The sequence below is a fragment of the Mycoplasma sp. SG1 genome (genome assembly GCF_023612375.1).
In the GTDB taxonomy this organism is placed as follows: Bacteria; Bacillota_I; Bacilli_A; order Mycoplasmatales; family SG1; genus SG1.
This window is the reverse complement of the sequence record NZ_CP076852.1, coordinates 465,789-488,102: the sequence shown is the minus strand read 5'-3', so window position 1 is coordinate 488,102 and position 22,314 is coordinate 465,789. Positions and strand designations below refer to the sequence as shown.

General features: G+C 23.8%; 8 protein-coding genes. 2 read left to right on the top strand and 6 right to left on the bottom strand.

Annotation, left to right across the window (positions count from 1 at the left end; genetic code table 4):
- Positions 1 to 3 precede the first annotated feature (3 nt).
- Together dnaG and JRW51_RS02220 are read left to right on the top strand one after the other, a co-directional pair.
- A complete protein-coding gene (gene dnaG, locus JRW51_RS02225; RefSeq protein ID WP_250328552.1) occupies positions 4 to 1,842 on the top strand; it encodes a DNA primase in 1,839 nt (612 codons plus the stop codon).
- A 108-nt stretch (positions 1,843 to 1,950) separates the two neighbouring features.
- Positions 1,951 to 3,060: a sigma-70 family RNA polymerase sigma factor gene (locus JRW51_RS02220; protein ID WP_250328551.1), complete on the top strand. Its 1,110-nt coding sequence runs from the start codon at positions 1,951 to 1,953 to the stop codon at positions 3,058 to 3,060.
- Here JRW51_RS02220 and JRW51_RS02215 read toward each other — a convergent pair.
- From JRW51_RS02215 to alaS, 6 genes are all read right to left on the bottom strand, one after another.
- Positions 3,057 to 4,103: a serine/threonine-protein kinase gene (locus JRW51_RS02215; RefSeq protein ID WP_250328550.1), complete on the bottom strand. Its 1,047-nt coding sequence runs from the start codon at positions 4,101 to 4,103 to the stop codon at positions 3,057 to 3,059. The genes JRW51_RS02220 and JRW51_RS02215 overlap by 4 nt on opposite strands.
- Positions 4,104 to 4,106: 3 nt before the next feature.
- On the bottom strand, positions 4,107 to 4,859 hold the full coding sequence (locus tag JRW51_RS02210) for a protein phosphatase 2C domain-containing protein (RefSeq protein ID WP_250328549.1): 753 nt from the start codon (positions 4,857 to 4,859) through the stop codon (positions 4,107 to 4,109).
- Positions 4,860 to 4,971: 112 nt separating this feature from the next.
- The gene (locus tag JRW51_RS02205; RefSeq protein WP_250328548.1) at positions 4,972 to 18,195 is read right to left on the bottom strand and encodes a hypothetical protein; all 13,224 of its coding nucleotides are present in this window, start codon (positions 18,193 to 18,195) and stop codon (positions 4,972 to 4,974) included.
- 184 nt (positions 18,196 to 18,379) lie between these two features.
- Positions 18,380 to 18,865: a transcription elongation factor GreA gene (greA, locus tag JRW51_RS02200; RefSeq protein ID WP_250328547.1), complete on the bottom strand. Its 486-nt coding sequence runs from the start codon at positions 18,863 to 18,865 to the stop codon at positions 18,380 to 18,382.
- 13 nt (positions 18,866 to 18,878) lie between these two features.
- Entirely contained in the window at positions 18,879 to 19,298 is a 420-nt protein-coding gene (locus JRW51_RS02195; protein WP_250328546.1) for a RuvX/YqgF family protein, read from the bottom strand.
- A gap of 8 nt (positions 19,299 to 19,306) precedes the next feature.
- Entirely contained in the window at positions 19,307 to 22,279 is a 2,973-nt protein-coding gene (alaS, locus tag JRW51_RS02190; protein ID WP_250328545.1) for an alanine--tRNA ligase, read from the bottom strand.
- Positions 22,280 to 22,314: the final 35 nt, after the last annotated feature.

Genomic DNA, 22,314 nt, shown 5'->3' with positions numbered 1-22,314 from the left:
CTTATGCAAGAAAAAAAATATAGCAATATCGATAAATTATTAGAAAATGTCGATATTATAAAAACAATTGGCCAGGTTGTTAAATTAAAAAAAGTTGGAGCTAATTTTATTGGTTTATGTCCATTTCACGATGATAAGAATCCTAGCATGTCCGTTTCACCAAAAAAACAAATTTTTAAGTGTTTTTCTTGTGGAGCTGGAGGTAATTCAATTAAATTTATCCAAGATTACTATAAGTTAAGTTTTATAGATGCAGTTAAAAAATTAATAGAGATAAACGATTTACAAAAGGATGATTATCTTGATTTTTTTAATTCAAAAATATCTCAAATAGAACTTCTAAAAAATAGATATTTTGAAATTACGGAATTTGTTTCCAATTTATATAACTATCAGTTAATGAATTTAATTCAAACAAAAAATAATTTATCTTTTGAATTTTTAAAATCTAGAAAAATAAATAAATCAGCAATCAAAAACTTTAAAATAGGTTCATCTGAAGGATTAGAAAATTTTGTAACAATTCTAAAAGAAAATAAAGAGTTTGGTTTTGAAGATTTACTAGATATTGGACTAATCACTTATCATGGCGAAATAAACAAAGAAATAGAATTTAAAGAGATATTTAAAAATAGAATAATTTTTCCGATAATAGATATAAACAATCACATTATTGCTTACGCAGGTAGATCATTATTTGAAGATTCAATCAAATATTTTAATACAAAAAATTCAAAGATATTTATCAAAAGTGATCATTTTTTTAATGAAATTTCATTAAAAAATAATAATTCAAATATTTATATAACAGAAGGTTATCTTGATGTCATAACCATGGTTATTTTAGGCTTTAAAACAGTACTAGGCACTATGGGAATGTATTTAAGTCAAGGACACATAAATTTATTAAAAAAAGCTAATGAATTTGGTATTATTTTGGTTCCAGATACCGATTCTCCTGGATTATCAGGTTGCTTAAAAAATCTAATTTTATTATTTAAAAATGGTGTTTATAATATTAAGGGTATTATTTTAGATAACAATTTTAAAGATATAAATCAATTTTATTGTAATTTTTCTGCATCTGAGAAGAAAGATTATATAGAATATTTATCGAAAAAGACTTTTGATTTATTTGAATTAATAATTTTTTTAATTAATAACACCAATCTAAAAAATGATGTTAAAAATTCATTTTTTAAAATTATTAAAAATATCAATGATGAAATATTACAACAGAATTTATTAAAAAAATTATCGAATTTTTTTAAAATAGAATATAATTTATTGTTTAAGTCTTTTTTTACAAATTCAAATTTTTTTTCTGATATTTCATTACCTAATGAAAATAAGGCCATTAAATCCAAAGAAAAGGGCAATAGTTTTGAGGATTTAGAATTATTAATTTTAAATCAAATAATCATTCATCAAAAATTAAAAGAAGTTTTTTTTTCCATGCCTTGTAACTTTAATAATGAGTTATATAAAAAGGTCTTATTTTTTTTATTGTTTGATACAAATAATGCAGATAAATATAAAAATATCATAAACTTATTGAACACAAAACAACTTAATAATGATAAAATTAATAATTTAATTAAATCATTAGAAAAAATAGATCAAAAAAAGCCAGAGTATATAGTTGATAAAATTAAAATCATTGATTTTCAAAACCTTATTATTAGTCATTTAATTTTAGAAAAAAAAGAAAACATTATAAAATTGATTTCAGACATTAGAAAGTGCAACGATTTTAACAAAAAATTTGAGTTATTGGAAAATAAATTTAAACAAGAAAAATTATTATCCGATCTACTAAAATTACTAAATCAAGTTAAATAAAAACTTAATTTTTTTATGTTTTTTAAAAAGATAATAGATAAATAATTTTCTATTGTTTTAAACTTTAATGAAAATATTGAATAACATTTAAATGAAAATTTAATAAATATGAGCGATAAAAACAACATTAACTCAAAAAAATCAATTAAGCGTAAAAAAACTATTTCAGATAGTTTATCTACTGAAAAAAGTCTTGAGATTATAAGTGATTTAGAAGAAGACATTATTGTGGATGTCGATAGCGATAAAAACTCAGACAATAAAAAGTTAGTTGATAAAATAGATGAAATTTTAAAAAATAATGTTGAGCTTAAATCAACCTTTCAAACAAAACATTTATCTATTAATTTAACAAAAGAAGAAAAAATCTCTGATAACATTAAATATTATTTAAATGCTGTTGGTAAAAAAAATCTTCTAAATAAATCTAAAGAGATTGAACTTGCTCGTAAAATTAAAGAAGGCGATCCTGAAGAAGCCGAATTTGCGAGATTTCAATTAATAGAATCTAACCTAAGATTGGTTATTTCGATTGCTAAAAAATATAGTAACCGTGGCTTAGATTTTAGTGATCTAATTGAAGAAGGTAATATCGGTTTAATGAAAGCGATTGAAAAATTTGATTATAAGTTAGGATATAAATTTTCAACATATGCAACTTGATGAATAAAACAAGCAATTTCAAGATCAATCGCAGATCAAGGCAAGGCGATACGTATTCCTGTTCATATGGTTGAAATCATAAATAAACTTTCAAAAATAAATCATAATTTAAATGAATCATTAGGCAGAGATCCTTTTGATAACGAAGTTTTGTTTGAATTACAAAAAACCCATCCTAATATTACACTAAAAAAATTAAGAGATATTAAAAAAATTATTCTTGAACCAATAAGTTTAGATAAACCTTTGAAAGAAAGTGTTGATAGTAATTTTGAAAATTTTGTAGAAAACAAAAAAACATTAAATCCTGAACTTTTTATTGAAAATAAAATGCTAAAAATTAAAATGGACAAAATTTTTAAAAATGTTCTTTCTTTAAAAGAAGAAAAAATAATTAAAATGAGATATGGTTTAGCACCATACAATAAAGAGCATACATTAGAAGAAATTGGAATAATTTTTAATTTATCTAGGGAAAGAATCCGTCAAATTGAATCCAAAGTTATTAAAAAATTAAGATATCCAATAAATTTAAAGCATTTTCAAAACAATTAAATTTTAATTAACAAAATAATAGTTATTGCTAGTAAAGTAAAAAATATAAACAATAAAAAACCAATTCAATGGTAATATTTTTTTATAGTTTTATTTTTTGTAAAAACTTTTTGCCATTTTTTTGTATACCAATTAATTTTTTTTGCTTTGATATCTAATGGTTTATTATTTAGTATCTTATTAACATCAATTATAATTTCATCAATTGAGTTATAACGTTTTTTTGGATCTTTAAAAGTAGATTTCAAAATTATTTTATCAACCGATGACGGGATGGAGTTATTTATTAATGATACCAACGGTATGCTAGTAGTTAGTTGATTTTGAATAATTTTCAGGACATTTGCATCTTTTGCAAAAGGCGGAGCACCTACAAAAATTTCATAAAGAATAATACCCAAACTATAAATATCCACCTTTGGATCTGTTTTTTTATCATTAATTCCCAAAATTATTTCAGGAGCTAGATAAAAAGGGGAGCCAATTAAATTATCAGTTTTGGTAACATGTTCTTGATCTTTTAAAATAGCTATTCCAAAGTCAGTAATTTTAAAACTTCCATTTGGGTTCATTATTATATTTTGTGGTTTTAAATCACGGTGAATGATTCCGTTATCATGAATTGCTTTAACCGCATATAAAATTTGTAAAAAAAAGTTAAGACCAGTTCTTAATTCAAAAACTCCATCCTGTTTAAGTTTTTGAATTAAGGTTAACCCAGGAACATATTCCATTACGATATTATCATATCCTTCATTATCAACAAAATAATCATGAAGTTTTACTAATGATTTATGCCTAAGCATTGAAAGAGTTTGAATTTCTCTGTCAATTCTTTTAATTTTTACAAATTTTTTAGCTTGTGCATCAGCGTTTAATAATTCGCTAGTATTTTCGTTATTATTCGTTCTTGAAAATTTAATTTTTTTAATAGCTACTTCTTTATTTAGAAGTTTATCATGGGCTAAAAAAACTTCAGCCATTCCACCTGATCCTATTTTTTTTATAATTTTATAACGGGTAATTGAATCATGTGAATTCATAACCTAATTTTCAATTTTAATCATAACAGCACTACAGTTATCTTTTGAACCAAGGACAAAAGCTTGGTTTATTAAAGATTCTATTTTCGAAAAAAGGTTTATTGGTCTAATAATAGTGGCTAACAAACTACGATCATCAACAACAGAGTATATCCCATCTGTACACAATAAAAGCCATCCTTTTTGGACATTTTCAATTAATTTAATTTGAACTATATATTTTTTATTAGGTCCTAAAGCACTAGTTAAACTATTTGCTAATATGTTTTTTGACAAGTCTTTAAACAAATTACTATTTTCGTTTTCTTCATTTTTTTCGTTTAGAATATTTTGATCTTTAGAAAGCTGAATAATACTTTTTTGTGTTGTAAAATAAGTTCTAGAATCACCTATATTAACTGCAAAAATTTTATCATTTTGGATAATAGTGAAGTTAAGAGTAGTGCCCATATCATAAAAAGTAGTATTTTTTTGGCAAAACTCTATCATTTCTTTTTTAATATTTTTACATACATCGACTATTCATTTTTGAATATCATCAATTTCTGTAGTTTGTGAAATATTAAATTTTAAAAATTCAGTTTTTAATATTTCAAGAGCAAGTTTAGAAGCATTTTTACTTCCATAGTGACCGCCCATACCATCCGCTATTGCACATAAATTAATTCCATTTTTATTAAAAACAAAAGTGGAGTAGTCTTGATTTTCTTTTCGAAATTTTCCGCAGTATTGAGCTGCTATACCTAATAAATACATTTTTTATATTTTATTTATTTTTTATTTTTTAGGAAAGTAATAAATTAATTTAATTATATATAAGACTTAATATAAAAATATAAATTTATCTATATTGATTTAATTATTAACATTAATCTATTAATAAATTATGTTTTTTGTAGACGAAATCATTTAATCCTTTTATCATCATTTTAGCATCTTCGTAAGAAGTTGCATTTTGATATATGCTATCAACGACATTAGAGTTATAGTAAATTATAAATTTATAATTTTTTGATAATGCTATTTTTTCTGAATGCATATTATTAATGATAAATTCTCTTATATTTGTTAGAGTATTAAAAGATAGATCAATATTAATCAAAGAGACAACTTTTTTATTAACTTCATCGAAAACTAAAGCTTGGATTATATCAGTATGACGTAAAATAGATTCTTTTGGTATAGATATTAATGAATGTCCCATTTGATTTAAAAATATTTTAAATTCTTCAATTCTTTTATTGCTCAGTCCATCCATTACTTGAATATCCTCAATAATAACATTTTTTAATTGGGTTTGTCTGATATTTTTAATAATTTTATACGGTTTAATGCCAGCAAGTTCCATTTTATTAAATTCTTTAAATTTTTCAAGACTTATACAATATTTAAAGTGTGGTTTTAAATATTGTAAAATATCACTTTTTATCATGGATAAATTATATTGAATATCAGTATTTAAATTTAACAATCTTTTCGCATGCAATATTCATCCATTAAACATTTCAAGAAGTTTATCATTTGATATTGAATTATTAAAGTTAACAAGTCACACTCCCGTATTTAATTCAAAAAGTTGATGAGAGTAATTCATCATACGATTTCTTGTATCTGAAGTTATTGAATAATTATTATCGATTGATTGAGTAGGAATTGTTAGTTTTTCTACATTTGTGCCAATAATATCTTTTATCTGTTTGTCATGAAGATAAATAAATGAATCTGTAATAATTGATCAAACATTAAAATTAAAGTTTTTTATATATGTTATAAGTTGACTATCAAATAATAAATTAATATATGATAATCTATACTCTTTAAAAACATTATTTTTTATTAATCAATCGTATATTTGATGTATTATGTGATTTATAGTTTTAGAAATTATTTTTTGTTTTAAATTCAATAACATTATTTGTTCATGATGTGTTAATCGTTGTTCTGTAGAACTCGCTTTCTCTAAATATTTATCAAAGTTTTTATCAAAAACGTTATTTATTAAATCATTTATATTAATTCTTATTGATTTTTCAATATTATTTATATTTAGATTAATTCAAACACACATAGCATTATCGCTTTTATGTAATTCTAAAGCATGGTATAAATGTGGATATTTTAAAGGAATATATTCTAAAGATTTGTTATCAATACTCCATTTTTCATTTAAATTTTGAGTTGTAAAGTTAGTTCATTTAAGGAAATTTTCACTACTTTTTAATAAAATATTGTGTTTAAAGATTTTATTATATTGCTCCTCTATTCATTTTGTTACAACTTTTTCAGAGTGAAATTTGTCTAAAGATAATTGTTTTTGAATAGCAAGAATATATTCTTTATTATTCTCGACTATTCAATTGATTAAAGATAAAAATGATTTCGGTCTTAAAGCAAATGATATTTTATACAGTAATTTATTAGGTAGATAAATAATTTTTCTCGCTTGATTATACTCTGCTTCAGACATTCTTCCATTTTTTAATTTTATTCAATTTAAATCTAATAATTCTTTAAATTTTTCAAGCGGAATCATTTTATTCCTTTTGAAACTAATTCAATTAAAGAATATTTTTTCATATATCTTATCGTTACAATCATGTGTAGTAAAATTGTATTTAAAAACATTATCGGGGTCCACAAAGAGATTCACTATTTGATCTAACTTAAATGGTAATTCATTTTTTTGAGGAAGTCAGTAATTAAAATTAGCATTTTCTCCGTTAAATATATTAAATCTTATTTGTGCATCGATTTCTTTAATATGTTTTAGATCAATTAAAATATTATTTTCTGCAAAAAGAGAATTTTTGATTTTTAATTTTATATTTTTAGAAGTTATATTCATATTTTTAAAATATTCATATGTTGATATAAAACTCATTATAGAACTTAAATTTGAATTAAATATTCCATCCAAAAACATTTTAAAATCATTTTCAGGATTAAATATTGGTATATTAAATTCTGTGAAATACTTACGAATATCTAATAAAGAATTATCATGAATTATTGTAATAAAATCAGGTAGCGATTCGATAGCATTTACATATTCATGTTCTGGTAATGTAAGTTTTAAGATAGCCATTTTAACTGAACGATTAAAACCCAATACAGCTCTGGTGTAATCATCAATTGAATCAAATTTATATTGTAATGTATTAAAAATAAATGGATCATCGGATAATGAACTTGATGCTTCTCCGTTATTTCTATCTAAATGTCTTTCTGAGATAGAATTTAATAAAACTTTTAAGTTCGATTCTAAAATATTTTTTATAATACTTTTAAACATACCGCGTGTAACGGGAATATATTTTTTAACATTTAGAATATTTGTTTTATCTTTTTCTACTTGCGCAAGTGAAATTATTTTTGTGTTATCATTAATTCTTGTTGGGAAATTGCCGTCTCCAAGAGTTGTTTCAAGACCAGTGGGCACTTTTAATTTTATATTTATTTTCGGTATCACTCCATATTTTGCTCTACTTTTTGTATACTTTTTGCTAATTATTTCTGTAATATATTTGTTTTCGTAATTATTAGAAACTTCTGGTTCTATTGATCTTGATGTTCTATTTAAATCAGGGATTAATTTTTTTAGTTGTTCTTTATCAAATAAAAAGTGTAATGTTCTTGTATAGTTTAATAGTTCCTTTTTAAAAATTTGAAAATTAAACGATTGTTGTTTTATACTAACTTTTTTAATAGATTCTATAAACGGAATAAATTGTTTGAAATTTTTTAGCAAAACATTTATTTTTATATACTCTTTTGGCGAAAGTCCATTATTTTTCAAATGAAATGATTCCAAATGCATTCCATAAACTAAAGTTTGATTGTCAATGTCAAAATCAGGATAAAACTTAGTAATAAACTCATCCAAACTGCATAGAGTGGTTATTTCTTTTATATTTTCTAAAATTATAGACAAAGCATGATTATCTTTTACACCAAACACTTCATTAGTCAAAGAAATTATATTTTCAGCAAATTGATAATTTTGAACATTTTCGTTTATAAATTTATAAAATAATTGTGATGAATTTTCTATTTTATACAATTTAACCAATAAATCTACAACTGCTTCATTAGCTGAAATATCAATTATATTTTGTTGAGAATTATTATTTGATAATATTTGTAATGCGATCAAATTATTTAATGGATTATTATTTATATCTGTTAATGCTCTTTTTTCGTAATTATTATCAAATCAACCCACTAAATTTTTATTAAAATTAACACTTTGTATTTTTTCAGTATATTCGTAATAACGTCCATGTATATCTTGACTAACTGAAATAAAGTTAGAAATGTTTGCATTAGGGAATAATTTAAAAAATTTTTCAAAATCTCTGTATAAGTAAATATGGTTTGATAACTCAATTTTTGGAATATTATTATATTCAAGGGTATCGGTATTTATTCAAAATGCAGGTTCAATATGGTCAAATACGTTAATAGGTTCAGATATTACATTAATCATTTTTTCAAATCATTTAACCATGTATTCTTTATTTTTATCTGGGCAATTTAAATAAATGTTTTGTCATTGTTCAGTTGAAAAATTGAAATCAAAATAATAATATGAAGAATCATTTACAGGAATAATTTTATTTTTTATTAAGAATATAAATGACTCACTTTTATTTATTAACAATTCTTGGAAATTAATTTTTTTAATATTTGAAATTAAATAATGATAAAAATTATTAACATTTTTTATATATTCATTTTTGATTAATTCAATGTTTTTTGGCATTACATTATAACTATCTACTGCTCATTTAGTTTCTTTATTTCTAAAAATTTTAACATTAGTAAAATTAATAAAGTCTTTAATAAGTTTTAGTTGTTCTGTTGAAAAATGTTTTTTAAGATCAGCTCATGATGAATCAGTTATTATTAATTTTTGATTTTTAGTTTTAATGGCAAAAAAGTTTAGTTCACGTATTTTAGCAAAAAATCACAATTTATTAGCAATTTTATTTGTATTAAATGATTTTGGAATCATCATTCTAACATTTACTTTAGCAAGTAGATTGTCGGTTCTATCAACAGCATCATTTATATAATAAGCATCAACTGTGCTCATTTTATAACTTGGTTCTAGTCATTTATCAAAGAGTTTGAAATATAAATCTTTAATTTCTGCGTTATTAACTGTTTTAAAACTATATATATCGCTGGGTGATAAATTTTTTGTAGCGGTTGGATTAAAAACTTTAGCTAATTTTCTAGCGTAATCCATTATTTTTGATAAAGTAAAACTTTTCATTATGCTTAAATTATTAATTAGATGTTTATTTAGACATATTCAATAACTATTTGGAATATCTTTTGGTGCAAAATTTAAAAAATATTTTTCATGATCAAAGATACTAATGTCTTTGTTTTGCTCTTCTCAAATAGTTTTAATAGATGCTACTAGTTTTTCTTGAAGAAGATTGGGATCTATTAGATCGGATTCATTTATAGGATCTATAGAATTAAATCATGAAGTAAATTCAGATTTAGTCATTCAATATTGACTTGCTTTATTAGATTCCAAATCTATAACATCAAACCTAAAAAATTTTTCATCAGTATTAATAAATGCAATATCATTTTGGGTAAGACTGTTATACGCTTCATTAACAACATATCAATGAAGAAAATTTAGATTAGGATTGTCTACAATAGCATGTTTTAATGCATCGTTAAATTTGATTTCAATATCAACTTTAGTAAAAGTTCTTTTACTAAAGTTTTCAAGTTCCATTAGTTGGTCGGTTGTTTTTAGTTCAAAGCTACCATCTAATAAATCATTAGTTGGAACATTAATATATTTATTCGATATATTAATAGAATGATAAAAGCTATCACTTTCATTACCTTCAATATTTACTTCATCAAAGTCTGAATCATATAATTTTATTTTCATAAGTGGAGGGAAATACTCTTCAATTATTCTATCTATACTTCAAGAGTTTTGAGACAACATAATATTTAGTTTTTTAAAGTATAGATTTAAATATCTCAACGGTTTTAAACCAAAAAGTTTATAAACGTGATTCATAAATTGAAAATTATTATCCGTAATAAATACTACATTATTGTCAAGAATTTTAATCAATTTATTTTTTAGACCAAAATTAATTAAGTCTTGATTTGTTCGGAAGAAGTGTTGAACTTTACAGTTAAATAGAATATCATTGAAAAAGTTGCTTGGATAAATAGTATTAGAAGAACCAGGATTGTTTTTAATCTCAGATATATCATTTAATATTATGGATGTTATTGTTTTATAGTCTTTTAAATCAACGTCATCGGTTAATAAAATAGTTTTTTTAACATGATTATTAAATAATTTGTGATTATTTATATTATTAAAATAATTTTTAAACGCTTCTATTATGGATGGATTTTTTATATCGATGATTTTAAGAATTTGGTTAAAATCTTTATCAGAAATAATTTCATCATTATTTACTATTCTTTCAAATATTTCTAAGTTTATAGTAGAAAAAGTAGAAATAATGTTTAAAAATAACTCTTCATCGAAATATCATATAGTTTTATGACCATTATTATAGGGAATAAACGCATTTATAAACGCATCTTTATTCATTTTGATAAAATTACTAAAGTATACAACAGAATCCTTATCAGTTTCGATAGCTGAATCTATTATTAGCTCAGATCTATTAATTATTTCTCCTGGTTTTATTAATTTTTTTTCTGGTTCATCATTAGCAATACTATCAGTTTTATCCAAAATAGTATTATTAATCGGAACTGATTCTAAATCAATATTATCATCATAGATTTCTTTTGTTTTAGATATTTGGTCTACGATAAGATCAACATTTAATAGATTTTCAGTTAAAGGATCATAATCGTACATTGACTCTATTGTCTCAGGGTTATTTGTTATTTTATAATCATAAATACTATCTTCTGGTATTTTTAAATTTTCTCAGAATTGTAATCTTTCTGGTTCTGAGTAATTAGCATAAAAATCATCGTTTTTAGCTTTTTCAATATCTTTTGTTGCCTCTTCATTTGAAGCGACTTGGTTTACAGAAGATTCAATCTTAGTTGTAATATTTTCATCATTTTTTAAGCTTTCATGTTTTAAATTTTTAGATCATTTGTATCCGCTATATTTTTCCCATAAATTTGCATCTCATCTCTTTGTTAAAAAATTTTCATTAATAAATTTTTGAAGGGATAGTTTATCCGCGACATATATATATTTTTTCATTGTTTTGAAAAGGGATAAGTTGTTTTTAAGGATTGAATGCTCCACAAAAACAAAGTCATTTCCAGTTTCTGGGATTTTAAAAAGTTTTACTGGATTATTTGTTGAATCATTCATTTCCAATACTTCATAATTAACAAGTTTTAATTTACTACTTCCACTTCGATTGAATCAAGAAACATTATCTGGTTTAATTCTATCAACACTTAAAGTTAACTTTATAGCATTAATTGGATTAAGTTTGTCATTAGATAAATCATCAAAAGTAAATTTATTGGCATTCATTAAATTTAAAGTAGTATTTAAATTTCATTTTTTTAAAATAAAATTCAAGAAGTTATATTCATTGTTTCATTCATTTCTAGAAAACAAATCTTTAAAATATTTATTTTCTAGAAAATACGCATTAACATTTTTAGGTAGTTTATTAATTAACTTACTTTCTTTAAATACATTTGAAAGTTCTTCATTTCCTCTTTCTAAAATATTATTTTCTGAGTTTATTTTTAAGAAATTATTTAGAAAATCGCTAATATTTATCGTTTCAATTCCTAATACTTTATTTTTATTTGATACATATAGAATTGATATTTTTGCAACCTTATGATAAAAATCATCAATTTTTGTTATTATTTCATCAAAACGGAGATGATTATTATCTAAAAACTTATATGGTTCAAAAGGCTCAACTACACTATCTACTCCTGCAGGATCTAATAATTTTTCTTGAGAATCAAAATTGTTAATTATTTTATTGTATAACTCCCTGACCCCGTTAACAGATATTCAATATATATATTTTTCTGTTGGTAATTGAATAAGTTCATTGTTTTTAAAATCAAATAAAATTTCTACATTTTTATAAATTTGATCGAATTTAATAACTTCACTGCCTATTGGACTTGGAGTAACCGATGTTGATTCTTTCGCTTCTAAATTTTTCAATGATTCAATAGTTAATTGACCTTTTTGGTCAGTTTTTTCTAACCCTTGTTTTAAATCATTAATTTTTTGTTCTGCGTTAGTTATATATTCATTTGTTAATAAATATTCAGATTCTTCAGATTGGGTACTTATAGATATTTTTGAAGTATTTGATTTTGCATCATGTCATTCTTCATCATCTTGCAATAACGATTTTCCTCTTTCGGTTATATTTTTTGATGATAAAAGATCTTCATTGTCACTAGATAATCCATTTTTAGATAAATCAAAATCTAAATCATTCAATTGATCATTTTCTTGATCTCAATATCCGGGTTGTATGCTTAGAGACCATTTATAATTTTTACATTTTTCCCATAAACTTGCATCCCATTTCTTTGTTAAAAAGTATTTATCAATATATTTTTGAAGGGCAGATGGTTTCATATCAGATGCAAGATTCTTCATTGTATTGAAAAGATGTAAGTTTTTTGCAAGTAATGAATGTTCTACAAAAACAAAGTCATTTCCAGTTTCTGGGATTTTAAAAAGTTTTACTGGATTATTTGTTGAATCATTCATTTCCAATACTTCATAATTAACAAGTTTTAATTTACTACTTCCACTTCGATTGAATCAAGAAACATTATCTGGTTTAATTCTATCAACACTTAAAGTTAACTTTATAGCATTAATTGGATTAAGTTTGTCATTAGATAAATCATCAAAAGTAAATTTATTGGCATTCATTAAATTTAAAGTAGTATTTAAATTTCATTTTTTTAAAATAAAATTCAAGAAGTTATATTCATTGTTTCATTCATTTCTAGAAAACAAATCTTTAAAATATTTATTTTCTAGAAAATACGCATTAACATTTTTAGGTAGTTTATTAATTAACTTACTTTCTTTAAATACATTTGAAAGTTCTTCATTTCCTCTTTCTAAAATATTATTTTCTGAGTTTATTTTTAAGAAATTATTTAGAAAATCGCTAATATTTATCGTTTCAATTCCTAATACTTTATTTTTATTTGATACATATAGAATTGATATTTTTGCAACCTTACGATAAAAATCATCAATTTTTGTTATTATTTCATCAAAATGAAGAAGATTATTATTTAAAAACTTATATTCGTCAGAAGGTTTAATTGTTTCATTCGCTTTGTTGATTATATTTTGAAGTCTTATTTGATCAAGAGAAGTAGCACTCCTTAATTCAGTGTATGCTTCTTTAAATCCGTTATCAGATATAAAATGAATATCTTTATTTGACGGTAATTGAATTAATTCATCATCTTTAAAATTAAATAAAATTTCTGGATTTTTATAAATTTGATTGATTAGTTCTGCATTTTTTTGACTTATTAAATTTTCTCTTTCTTCATTTAAATCTGAAATTTGGTTCATACGATTCATCAATCCACGAAAAAAGTTATTAAACTCTTGCTCTTGGATTTTGTTATTAGTTGGTTCGTGGATTGATGAATCTTTGATTATAGATTCTATTGAAGGATTAACATATTCATTTACTATATTTAAGTTTTCCCTTAATTCGCCATCAACACTAATATTCTTACTGTCTTTTGTATTAGGATCTTCTGTTTTATCTTCCGCTCTTTCTTCTTGTGGAGATGTTATGTTTCTCGCTTCAGCTTTATCTTCTACTATTGTTTGTTCATTTAATTTTGAAACTTGGTCTATTTCATTACTTTCTGAGATTATGTTATTAGTTGGTTGATCAGTTAGTTCTTGGGTTTTTAAGTCTTGAATTATAGGTTTTTGTGGAGGAACAAAAAATTCATTTATTGTTGTCAATGCATTAATAGCAGCCTGTCTTTTTTTAATATATTCAACTTCAGCAGCAATGCATTCATCATGTATTAAGATTCCAGGTTTTAGATTTAGGGATCATTTATAATGTTGATATTTTTCTCATAAATTTGCATCCCATTTATTTGTTAAAAAGTATTTATCAATATATTTTTGAAGGGCTGATGGTTTCATATCAGATGCAAGATTCTTCATTGTATTGAAAAGATGTAAGTTTTTTGCAAGTAATGAATGTTCTACAAAAACAAAATCATTTTCGGTTTCTGGAATTTTGAAAAGTTGTAACGTATTATCTTCTGGATCACTAATTTCTAATACTTGATAACTAACAAGTTTTAACTTAGTATCTTGATATGTATTGAATCAAAAAATGTTATGACCCCTGTCTGGTTTGACTTCAATAGCATCAATGTTTATATTTAATCTTATAGAAGCAATTGGATTAAATTTTCCATCAGTTATATCATCAAAAGTAAGTTTATTTTTAGTTATTAGGTTTAAAATAGTGTTTAAGTTTCATTTTCTGAAAATAAAATTCAAGAAGTTATATTCATTGTTTCATTTATTTCTAGAGAATAATTCTTTAAAATATTCATTTTCAAAAAAATATACATTAACATTTTTAGGCAGTTTATTGATTAACTGACTTTCTTTAAATACGTTTATAAGCTCTTCATTTCCTCTTTCTAAAATAGTATTTTCATCGTTTATTTTTAAGAAATTATTTAGAAAATCGCTAATATTTATTGTTTCAATTCCTAATACTTTATTTTTATTCGATACATATAAGATTGATATTTTTGCAACCTTATGATAAAAGTCATCAATTTTTGTTATTATTTTTTCAAAATTAAGAAATCTATTATTTAAAAACTTATATTCCTTTAAAAATTTGTTGGTTATTCGTTTAGAAAGATCCAATATTTTTGTTTGATCAATATATACTCTTCCTGGATCGAAAGAATTTTTACTTAATTCAGCGTGAAATGCTCCAACCCCGTTATCAAATATTAAACTTATATCTTTATCTGTTGATAATTTAATACATTCATCATCTGTAAAATTAAACAAAATTTCGGGATTTTTATAAATTTGATCTATTTGTTGAGCTTCAGTATCTATTTGAGGGATATCTAAGACCGGTTCTTGTGCTTGTAATCTTTGTTCTTCTGTTTCAATTATTCGATCAATAGATAAGTTTTGATTGATGCTTTCTTCATCATCTAAGCTTTTATCTAATATAAAAGAATCATTTAATTGATTATTTTCTGATTTTTCAAATGAACTATCATGTAAATGGTCGTTTAAACTTCCAAATTCTTCTGTGATAGATTTTTCTGGCTCCTCAATATTATTAATATCTTCTTGGCTACTTGATAAATTGTACTTAATAACTGCTAAATCATGTTGAAAGGAAATGGGGTCAATATCTTCTTCATCCTGTCTTAGAGTAGGGAAATTATAATCTATTTTTTCATCACTATCATAAGTTAATTTTTCAAGTATTTGTGGTCATTTTTCTTTGTTATAATCTTCAACTAAACTAGATATTTTTTGATCATTTCAATATTTATCTTCTTCATCACCTTTTAGCAAAGAATAGTGGTCTTCAAATTTTTTCAAACTTTCAATAGTTATACTTCTTAGTTTTACATCTTGTTCTAAATCATTAATTTTTTCCTCTATTCCATTTATAAATTCTTCTGGTGTTGAATATAAAGAACCTTCAGATTTACTATCATCTATAGATATGTCAGAAGAAACCAATTTATAATCGTCTCATTCTTTACCATCCCACAACAATGAGGCTTCTTCGCTTTTATCTTTTTCAGATATAGAATCGCCTTCATTAGATAAATTATTTCTAAATAAACCAAAAGTTTTAGGTGGTACTTCTGGAGGATATTCATCAGTTTGAGTATAAAAAAAACCTGATGCGTTTATTTCATTATCCGTGCTTGATTTGAGTGTTTTAGATGTTTTATCAATGACACTATAAATATGATCTTGATTTGTTGTTGGTTTGACATTATCGGATGTGAATGAAAACTTGTTTTCATTGAAGTCTAAACTTTGATAATCGCTTAAATCATCAATTGATCGTTTTTTTAATGATATTTCACCGCTTAAAGCATCTGTGTAATTTGAAGTTGTTGAATCGGGAGTTCCAAATAAATTTTTTTGTTTTTGTAATAGTCTTATTGTATGTAAAGTTGGATCTTCAGATCCTCCGCTAGGAATTCTGATTCCTGTACTTGTAGATGGTTGATCTAAAGGATCGTTTGGAGGAAGGAAATGTTCAGAACTGCCCTGATGAGTATTACGATTGCCTGCAGTTGCATCCATATATGAAGATAAACGAGTAAATATAGTAGGATGTTCTATGATAAAATTAGAAACTAATTCTATACCTGAACTTCCAGCATTAATCAGAACTTCTAAAAAATAATAAGCGGTTGTAAAATTTGAACTTATATAACCTAAATTTGATTCTTTCATTAATTCTAAATGTTTAAAAAAATTAATAACTGTTGGAAGAAAAAATATACTACTTGGAATCATTTTAGCAATCGATCTTATGAAAAACGACCCAATGTATGTGGGGTTAAAAAAATTTGTTTTTGCACCAAATCTAACACTGTCTCAAAATTTTATGAACAATATTTCACCTGAATTTAGCAATAATTTAGACGTTAATACTAAGTTTTTAATTTGTCAAAGCAATCTGGCACTAAAAAAAGTCATTAACCCAATATTAAAAAGATAACCAGTAGTGATTGAAGTTTGATACATATCATAATTATTTATTGTTGAAAACTTGCTAATAATTGAATATGTAGGAAGAATATCTCCAACAAAGATACTCAGTCCGATATTTAATCCAGCTTCTGCGACTGTTTTTCAAGTTCAGTCTTCAGCAGCCCCAAAGATAATATTAGCAAGAGGTTTACTTGGACTTAAATATTCTATTCCAGAATAAATATATGAACCAATATTTCTAAAGGCATTTAGAATATTTCCGCCAGCACTTGCTATTGTTGTTGTCGCTTCACTTAAACCGGCCCCAGTTTCAGCCGCTGCACCTAGAAGTCCTGCACCTTCAGCTGCCGCTTCTCCACCTGCAAGACCGGCTTCTGCTGTTCCAGCAGCTGTTGATATAACAGGTCCAAAAAATGGTATGACGATAGTTATGGCAGTAATTATAATAAAGACAATGGATAAAATATCCTCAACACCCATCTGATATTCTGAGGAACCTGAGAAATGTTTTAAAATATCGTTAGTTAATTTATTGTTTTGAAATGTTAATACATTAACGTTATTTCCTTTTACTCCATTATTTTTTCATTGGAATTCTCCCGTAATTTCACTACTTGTAATTGTATAGTTATTATTTGGCAATGATATTAAACCATTGTTCAAAACAGTAAAATGTCTTATATAATTTTTTGTTAATTCATTAAATTCAAAACCATTTACATAACCTATTTTATTTTTAATAGTTTCAAAAACATCTTTAAGTGTATCGTTATTATTTATTCATTCTCCAAATTTATTAGCAATAGGTTTTGAAACCCTGATTTTTGTAAATGCAACCCTTTTTATATTATTGCCTGTATAGTCAGCTTCCAACGGAATAACATAACCTCTGTTAATATCTTTTACGATAATTAATGATTTATTTTTTCCATCTTCTTTATTAAGATAATACGCATTAGAGCAAAATACTTTTGTATTATTTCGATTAAAAAATCCAGTAAAATCAAACATCATCCAATATTTATATTTTTTTGGTATTGAATAAGGAATCTGATCCGCTAATATTTTATTAAAATTGGTATTTCCAAGTAGTTTACCATTTAAAATAGGGTCTATTTTTAAAATATCACCAAAATTTTGTTGAAAATTACCATAGTTATTTACACGGTTTTCTGCTAAATTAGAGTTTAATGTTACATTATTTTCAGAATTATCACCACCTATAATTTGACTAATAATTGAAAATGATGAAATAGTAGCAAAAGTAAATAATGTTATTGAAACCAGTAATTTTCAATAGATTATTTTTGATTTATTTTTATTTTTCATTCTAGATTTATGTAATTTAGATATTTTTTATATATTCCTTTATTCCTTGATGTGCGCGTTTTATCACTATACAAGATTGTAGGTCAATTATAAAAATGAACAATATTAAAAAAAATTAAATAAAAAAAATCCCCACCACTAAAGTGGGGGGATTGTATAAAAGAATCTAATTTTTTTAGAATGATTAACTTAAACTAATAATTTGAACTTTATAAATATTTTCAGCGTTAACTATTACTGTATCTCCTATTTTATGGTTTAAAAGGGCTTGTGCTAATGGAGACAGATATGATATTTTAATCGGTTGACTTAAAGGATCGAATTCAATTTCTCCGACTATTTGAACTGTTTGATGTTTAGATTTATTATCAATGTCTTTAACGTTTACAAAAACCACAACAGAACCAATAGAAGCTTTATTAGGTTTTATGTAAGATGAAGTTTTTATGTCAACATTATTACTTAAAATAATTTCTATTTCTTTAATTCTTTCTTCTACTATCGCTTGTTCATTTTTAGCAGCATCGTAATCTGCATTTTCTTTTAAATCACCTTGGGCACGCGATTCTTTCAAAAGTTCTATTATTTCTTTCCTTTTTGTGTTAATTAAATAATCTAATTCTTTTTTTAACGATTCTATTTTATCTTTTGTAACAAATATTTTTTTCATAATGTATTCTTGATTAATTTCTATAATTTTTTATAAATTCTTCTAAAATGATTTTAGCTGCAAACGAATCTTTTATTTTATTAAAATTTTTTAATTTATTATTCTTATTTGATTGGAAATAAATATTTTTTGCTATCTTTGTTGTAAAGTTTTCATTAATAGTATAAACTTTAATATTAAATTTGGATTCTAACAATACACTAAAATATTTTACCATATTCGATATCTTTGAAGTAATATTTTCTATTATTGGATTTCCAATTACAATTTTTTTAATATCATATCTTTCAAATATTGATTCCAGTTCATTTAAAACAAACTTGAAATCACCAACTTTATAATAAATAGGTTTCAACAAAATAACACAATTACCGATATTAACTGCTAAACCTAATGTTGTTTCTCCTAAATCCATCCCCAAATAACTATTCATACATAAAATTAGATTTTATTTTTTTGTATTTCTCTTTTTATTTTATCGATGTTTTTAGAAAAAGCATTATCGCTTATTTTTAACAAAGCGAAAGTTTTATCTGGAATTGGATAAATTATTTTGGGAATATTCAATTTTAAAGAGGTTTTCAAATAAATCTCAAATTCTTTAAATCAATTATTAAATTTATTAAACTCAAGATCTTTCGTAAAATAAATATTAATAATTTCAAACCCTTGGTTATCGTTTTCGTTAATTTCGTTAGTAAAGATGATGATTTCTATTTTTTTATTATTAAAAAGTATATTTGCTAAATTTTTTAGTTTTTGCTTTTTATCAGTAATTTTATAAAAGAAAATTTTTAAAGAGGTTTTTGTAGTAATAATGTCTTTTTCAATATTATTGCTTGTTTTAAGTTCTAATTGAATCTTTTCATTTTCTAAAAATCGTTTAAATAAATTTATGTTTTTTTGGATCTGAGTTATTTGAAGAAAATTATTTTCAAAGAATTGTTTAAGATCTATATATCCTTTGATTTTTGAAATCTTTTCTTCGATGTTTGACTCTTTCAAAAGGGATCAATTTTCAATTAAATTATTAAATATTTTTTTGCTTTTATATATTTTATATTCAGGTTCTTTTATTATTGAATCTAATTCATTAATTAGTTTGATTTGTTGTTGTTTAAATATTTTGTCAAATTCTTTTTTTATTCCTTCATGAAAATATAAAGGGTTTGTATAAATAATAATTCTTTGTGTATCTATAGATTTAGAAAAATTTTTAAAAATTAAAAAATCATTAATTTCATTTAAATTTTTTAAATGGACACCACCACATAATTCTGAAGATATGTCCCCAAAAGTTATTACCCTAACAATTGATGAGTATTTTTCTAAATAATTTTTTTGGATTTTACTATTATTTAAAATATCTGATAAATTCTGAAATGTTTCAATTCTGGGGGTATTTAATTTAATTATTTTTTTAGCTTCTCTTTCTAATCAATCTAATTCATCATCAGTTAGTTTAATATGATGAAAATAATCAAATCTAAGGAATTTTTTTTCTACCAAACTACCAGCTTGTGATATTAAAGGATTAATTTTTTTTAATAAAGCGTGTAATAAATGAGTTGCTGTGTGATTTGTAGCAACTTCCATTCTTTGTTGATAATCAATTTTCAATTTCAGTTTAACATTAGATATGTTGAAGTTATTTATACAAACGACTTCATGCAATAATCAATTATCTATTGTAAAGACGTTTAATATATGACCAATTATTTTATCATTATTTGTAGATAAAGTTCCAGTGTCAGATATCTGCCCCCCACCTATTGGGAAAAAATTGCTTTTTTCAAAAAGTAAATAATATTTTTGATTTTTTATTAATTCGTCAACTTTATGAATATTGTCAATTTTAAAAGCAGCAATAATTTGCGTTTCTATTAATTGATTATCAGTTTCTTTTTTGGTTTTTGGAATAAAAGTTATTTTATTTAAAATCTGATCTTTTAGTTCATTTAGGGGCATAGGATTTAGTTTACCGACTTTTGCTCCTGAAATTTCTTTATGATTTTCTAAAAGAATATTTAAAGCATTAATAATTTGATTAAAACGGGTTTCAGATATATTCAAATTATTTTCTTTTATATTATTTAGAATTTTCGTTTTACTAAAACCATATGTCGTATTAAGAGTGAATATTTTTTCTGCTATCCTTAAATTAACTATATTTTGATCATTTATTTTTTGGTCATTAATTTTTATTCAATTTTTGGGATTATTATCAAAAAATTTATTAATTCATTCAATTAAACCTGTTGCAGTTTTTTGATAAATTTTTTGTTCAGAATCTAAAATTTCAGTAATTTTAGATTGGATATTAACAAGAAATTTGAAATAATCAATATCTCTAAAAATTTGATACACAAATAAAGTTAGAAAATCATCAATATTTTCATCTTTACAATAGTCAGATGCAATATCTAAAATTTTTCTAATCAACCTTCTAACAACAAACCCCTTCCCTTTATTTGAGGGAAGAATATTATTAGCAATTAAATAAATGGCAGTTCTGATATGATCAGCGATTGTACAAAGATCTTGCGTATATTTTTGTTGTATTATTTGATCAGATTTTGTAAAAGCAATTTTAAAATTTATTGAATATTGATCTTTAAACATACGATCACAGATATTGATAATTGGCAAGAAAACATCGGTTTCAAAGATTGATGCTTTCCCTTTTAAAATTGTATAAATCCGTTCAAGTCCCGCTCCAGTATCAATATTTTTTGAATTTAATGGTTTATAAGTGTCATCTTTTAAATGATTAAATTCTGAAAAAACTATGTTTCAAATTTCAATATAGCGATTATTCGGGATATCATCTTCTAATAATTTAGTAGATAAATTGTCAGGATCTAAATCTACTTCTTGAAAACTTTTTCCTAAATCATAATATACTTCAGTACAAGCCCCGCACGGACCTTGCCCAAGATCTCAAAAATTATGTTTTTTTTCGCGAAGAATTAATCTTTTTGGATTAATTTTAATGACATTTAATCAATGCGTAATTGCTTCAGTGTCATTTTTATATGCTGTAATATATAGTTTATCAGGGTCTATATATTTTTTTAGAGTTTTTGTAAGAAATTCTCAACCATAATCAATCGCTTCTTTTTTAAAATAATCGCCAAAAGAAAAATTACCAAGCATGACAAAAAAAGTCAAATGAAATGGACTTTTTCCAACTTGAGCTATGTCGATAGTTCTTACACAATTTTGAGCTAATACAATTCTTTTACAAGGAGGTGCAACAATATTTAAAAAATATTTTTTCATTGCAGCAACCCCTGAATTTATTAATAACAAAGATGGATCATTGTTAGGAATAAGCGAAAAAGATGGTAAACTTAAATGTTTTTTTGATTTAAAAAAATCTGTAAATAAATGAGTTAATTCTATATGATTCATGTGAGATAAAATAATAATTAAAGTTATATTTTATA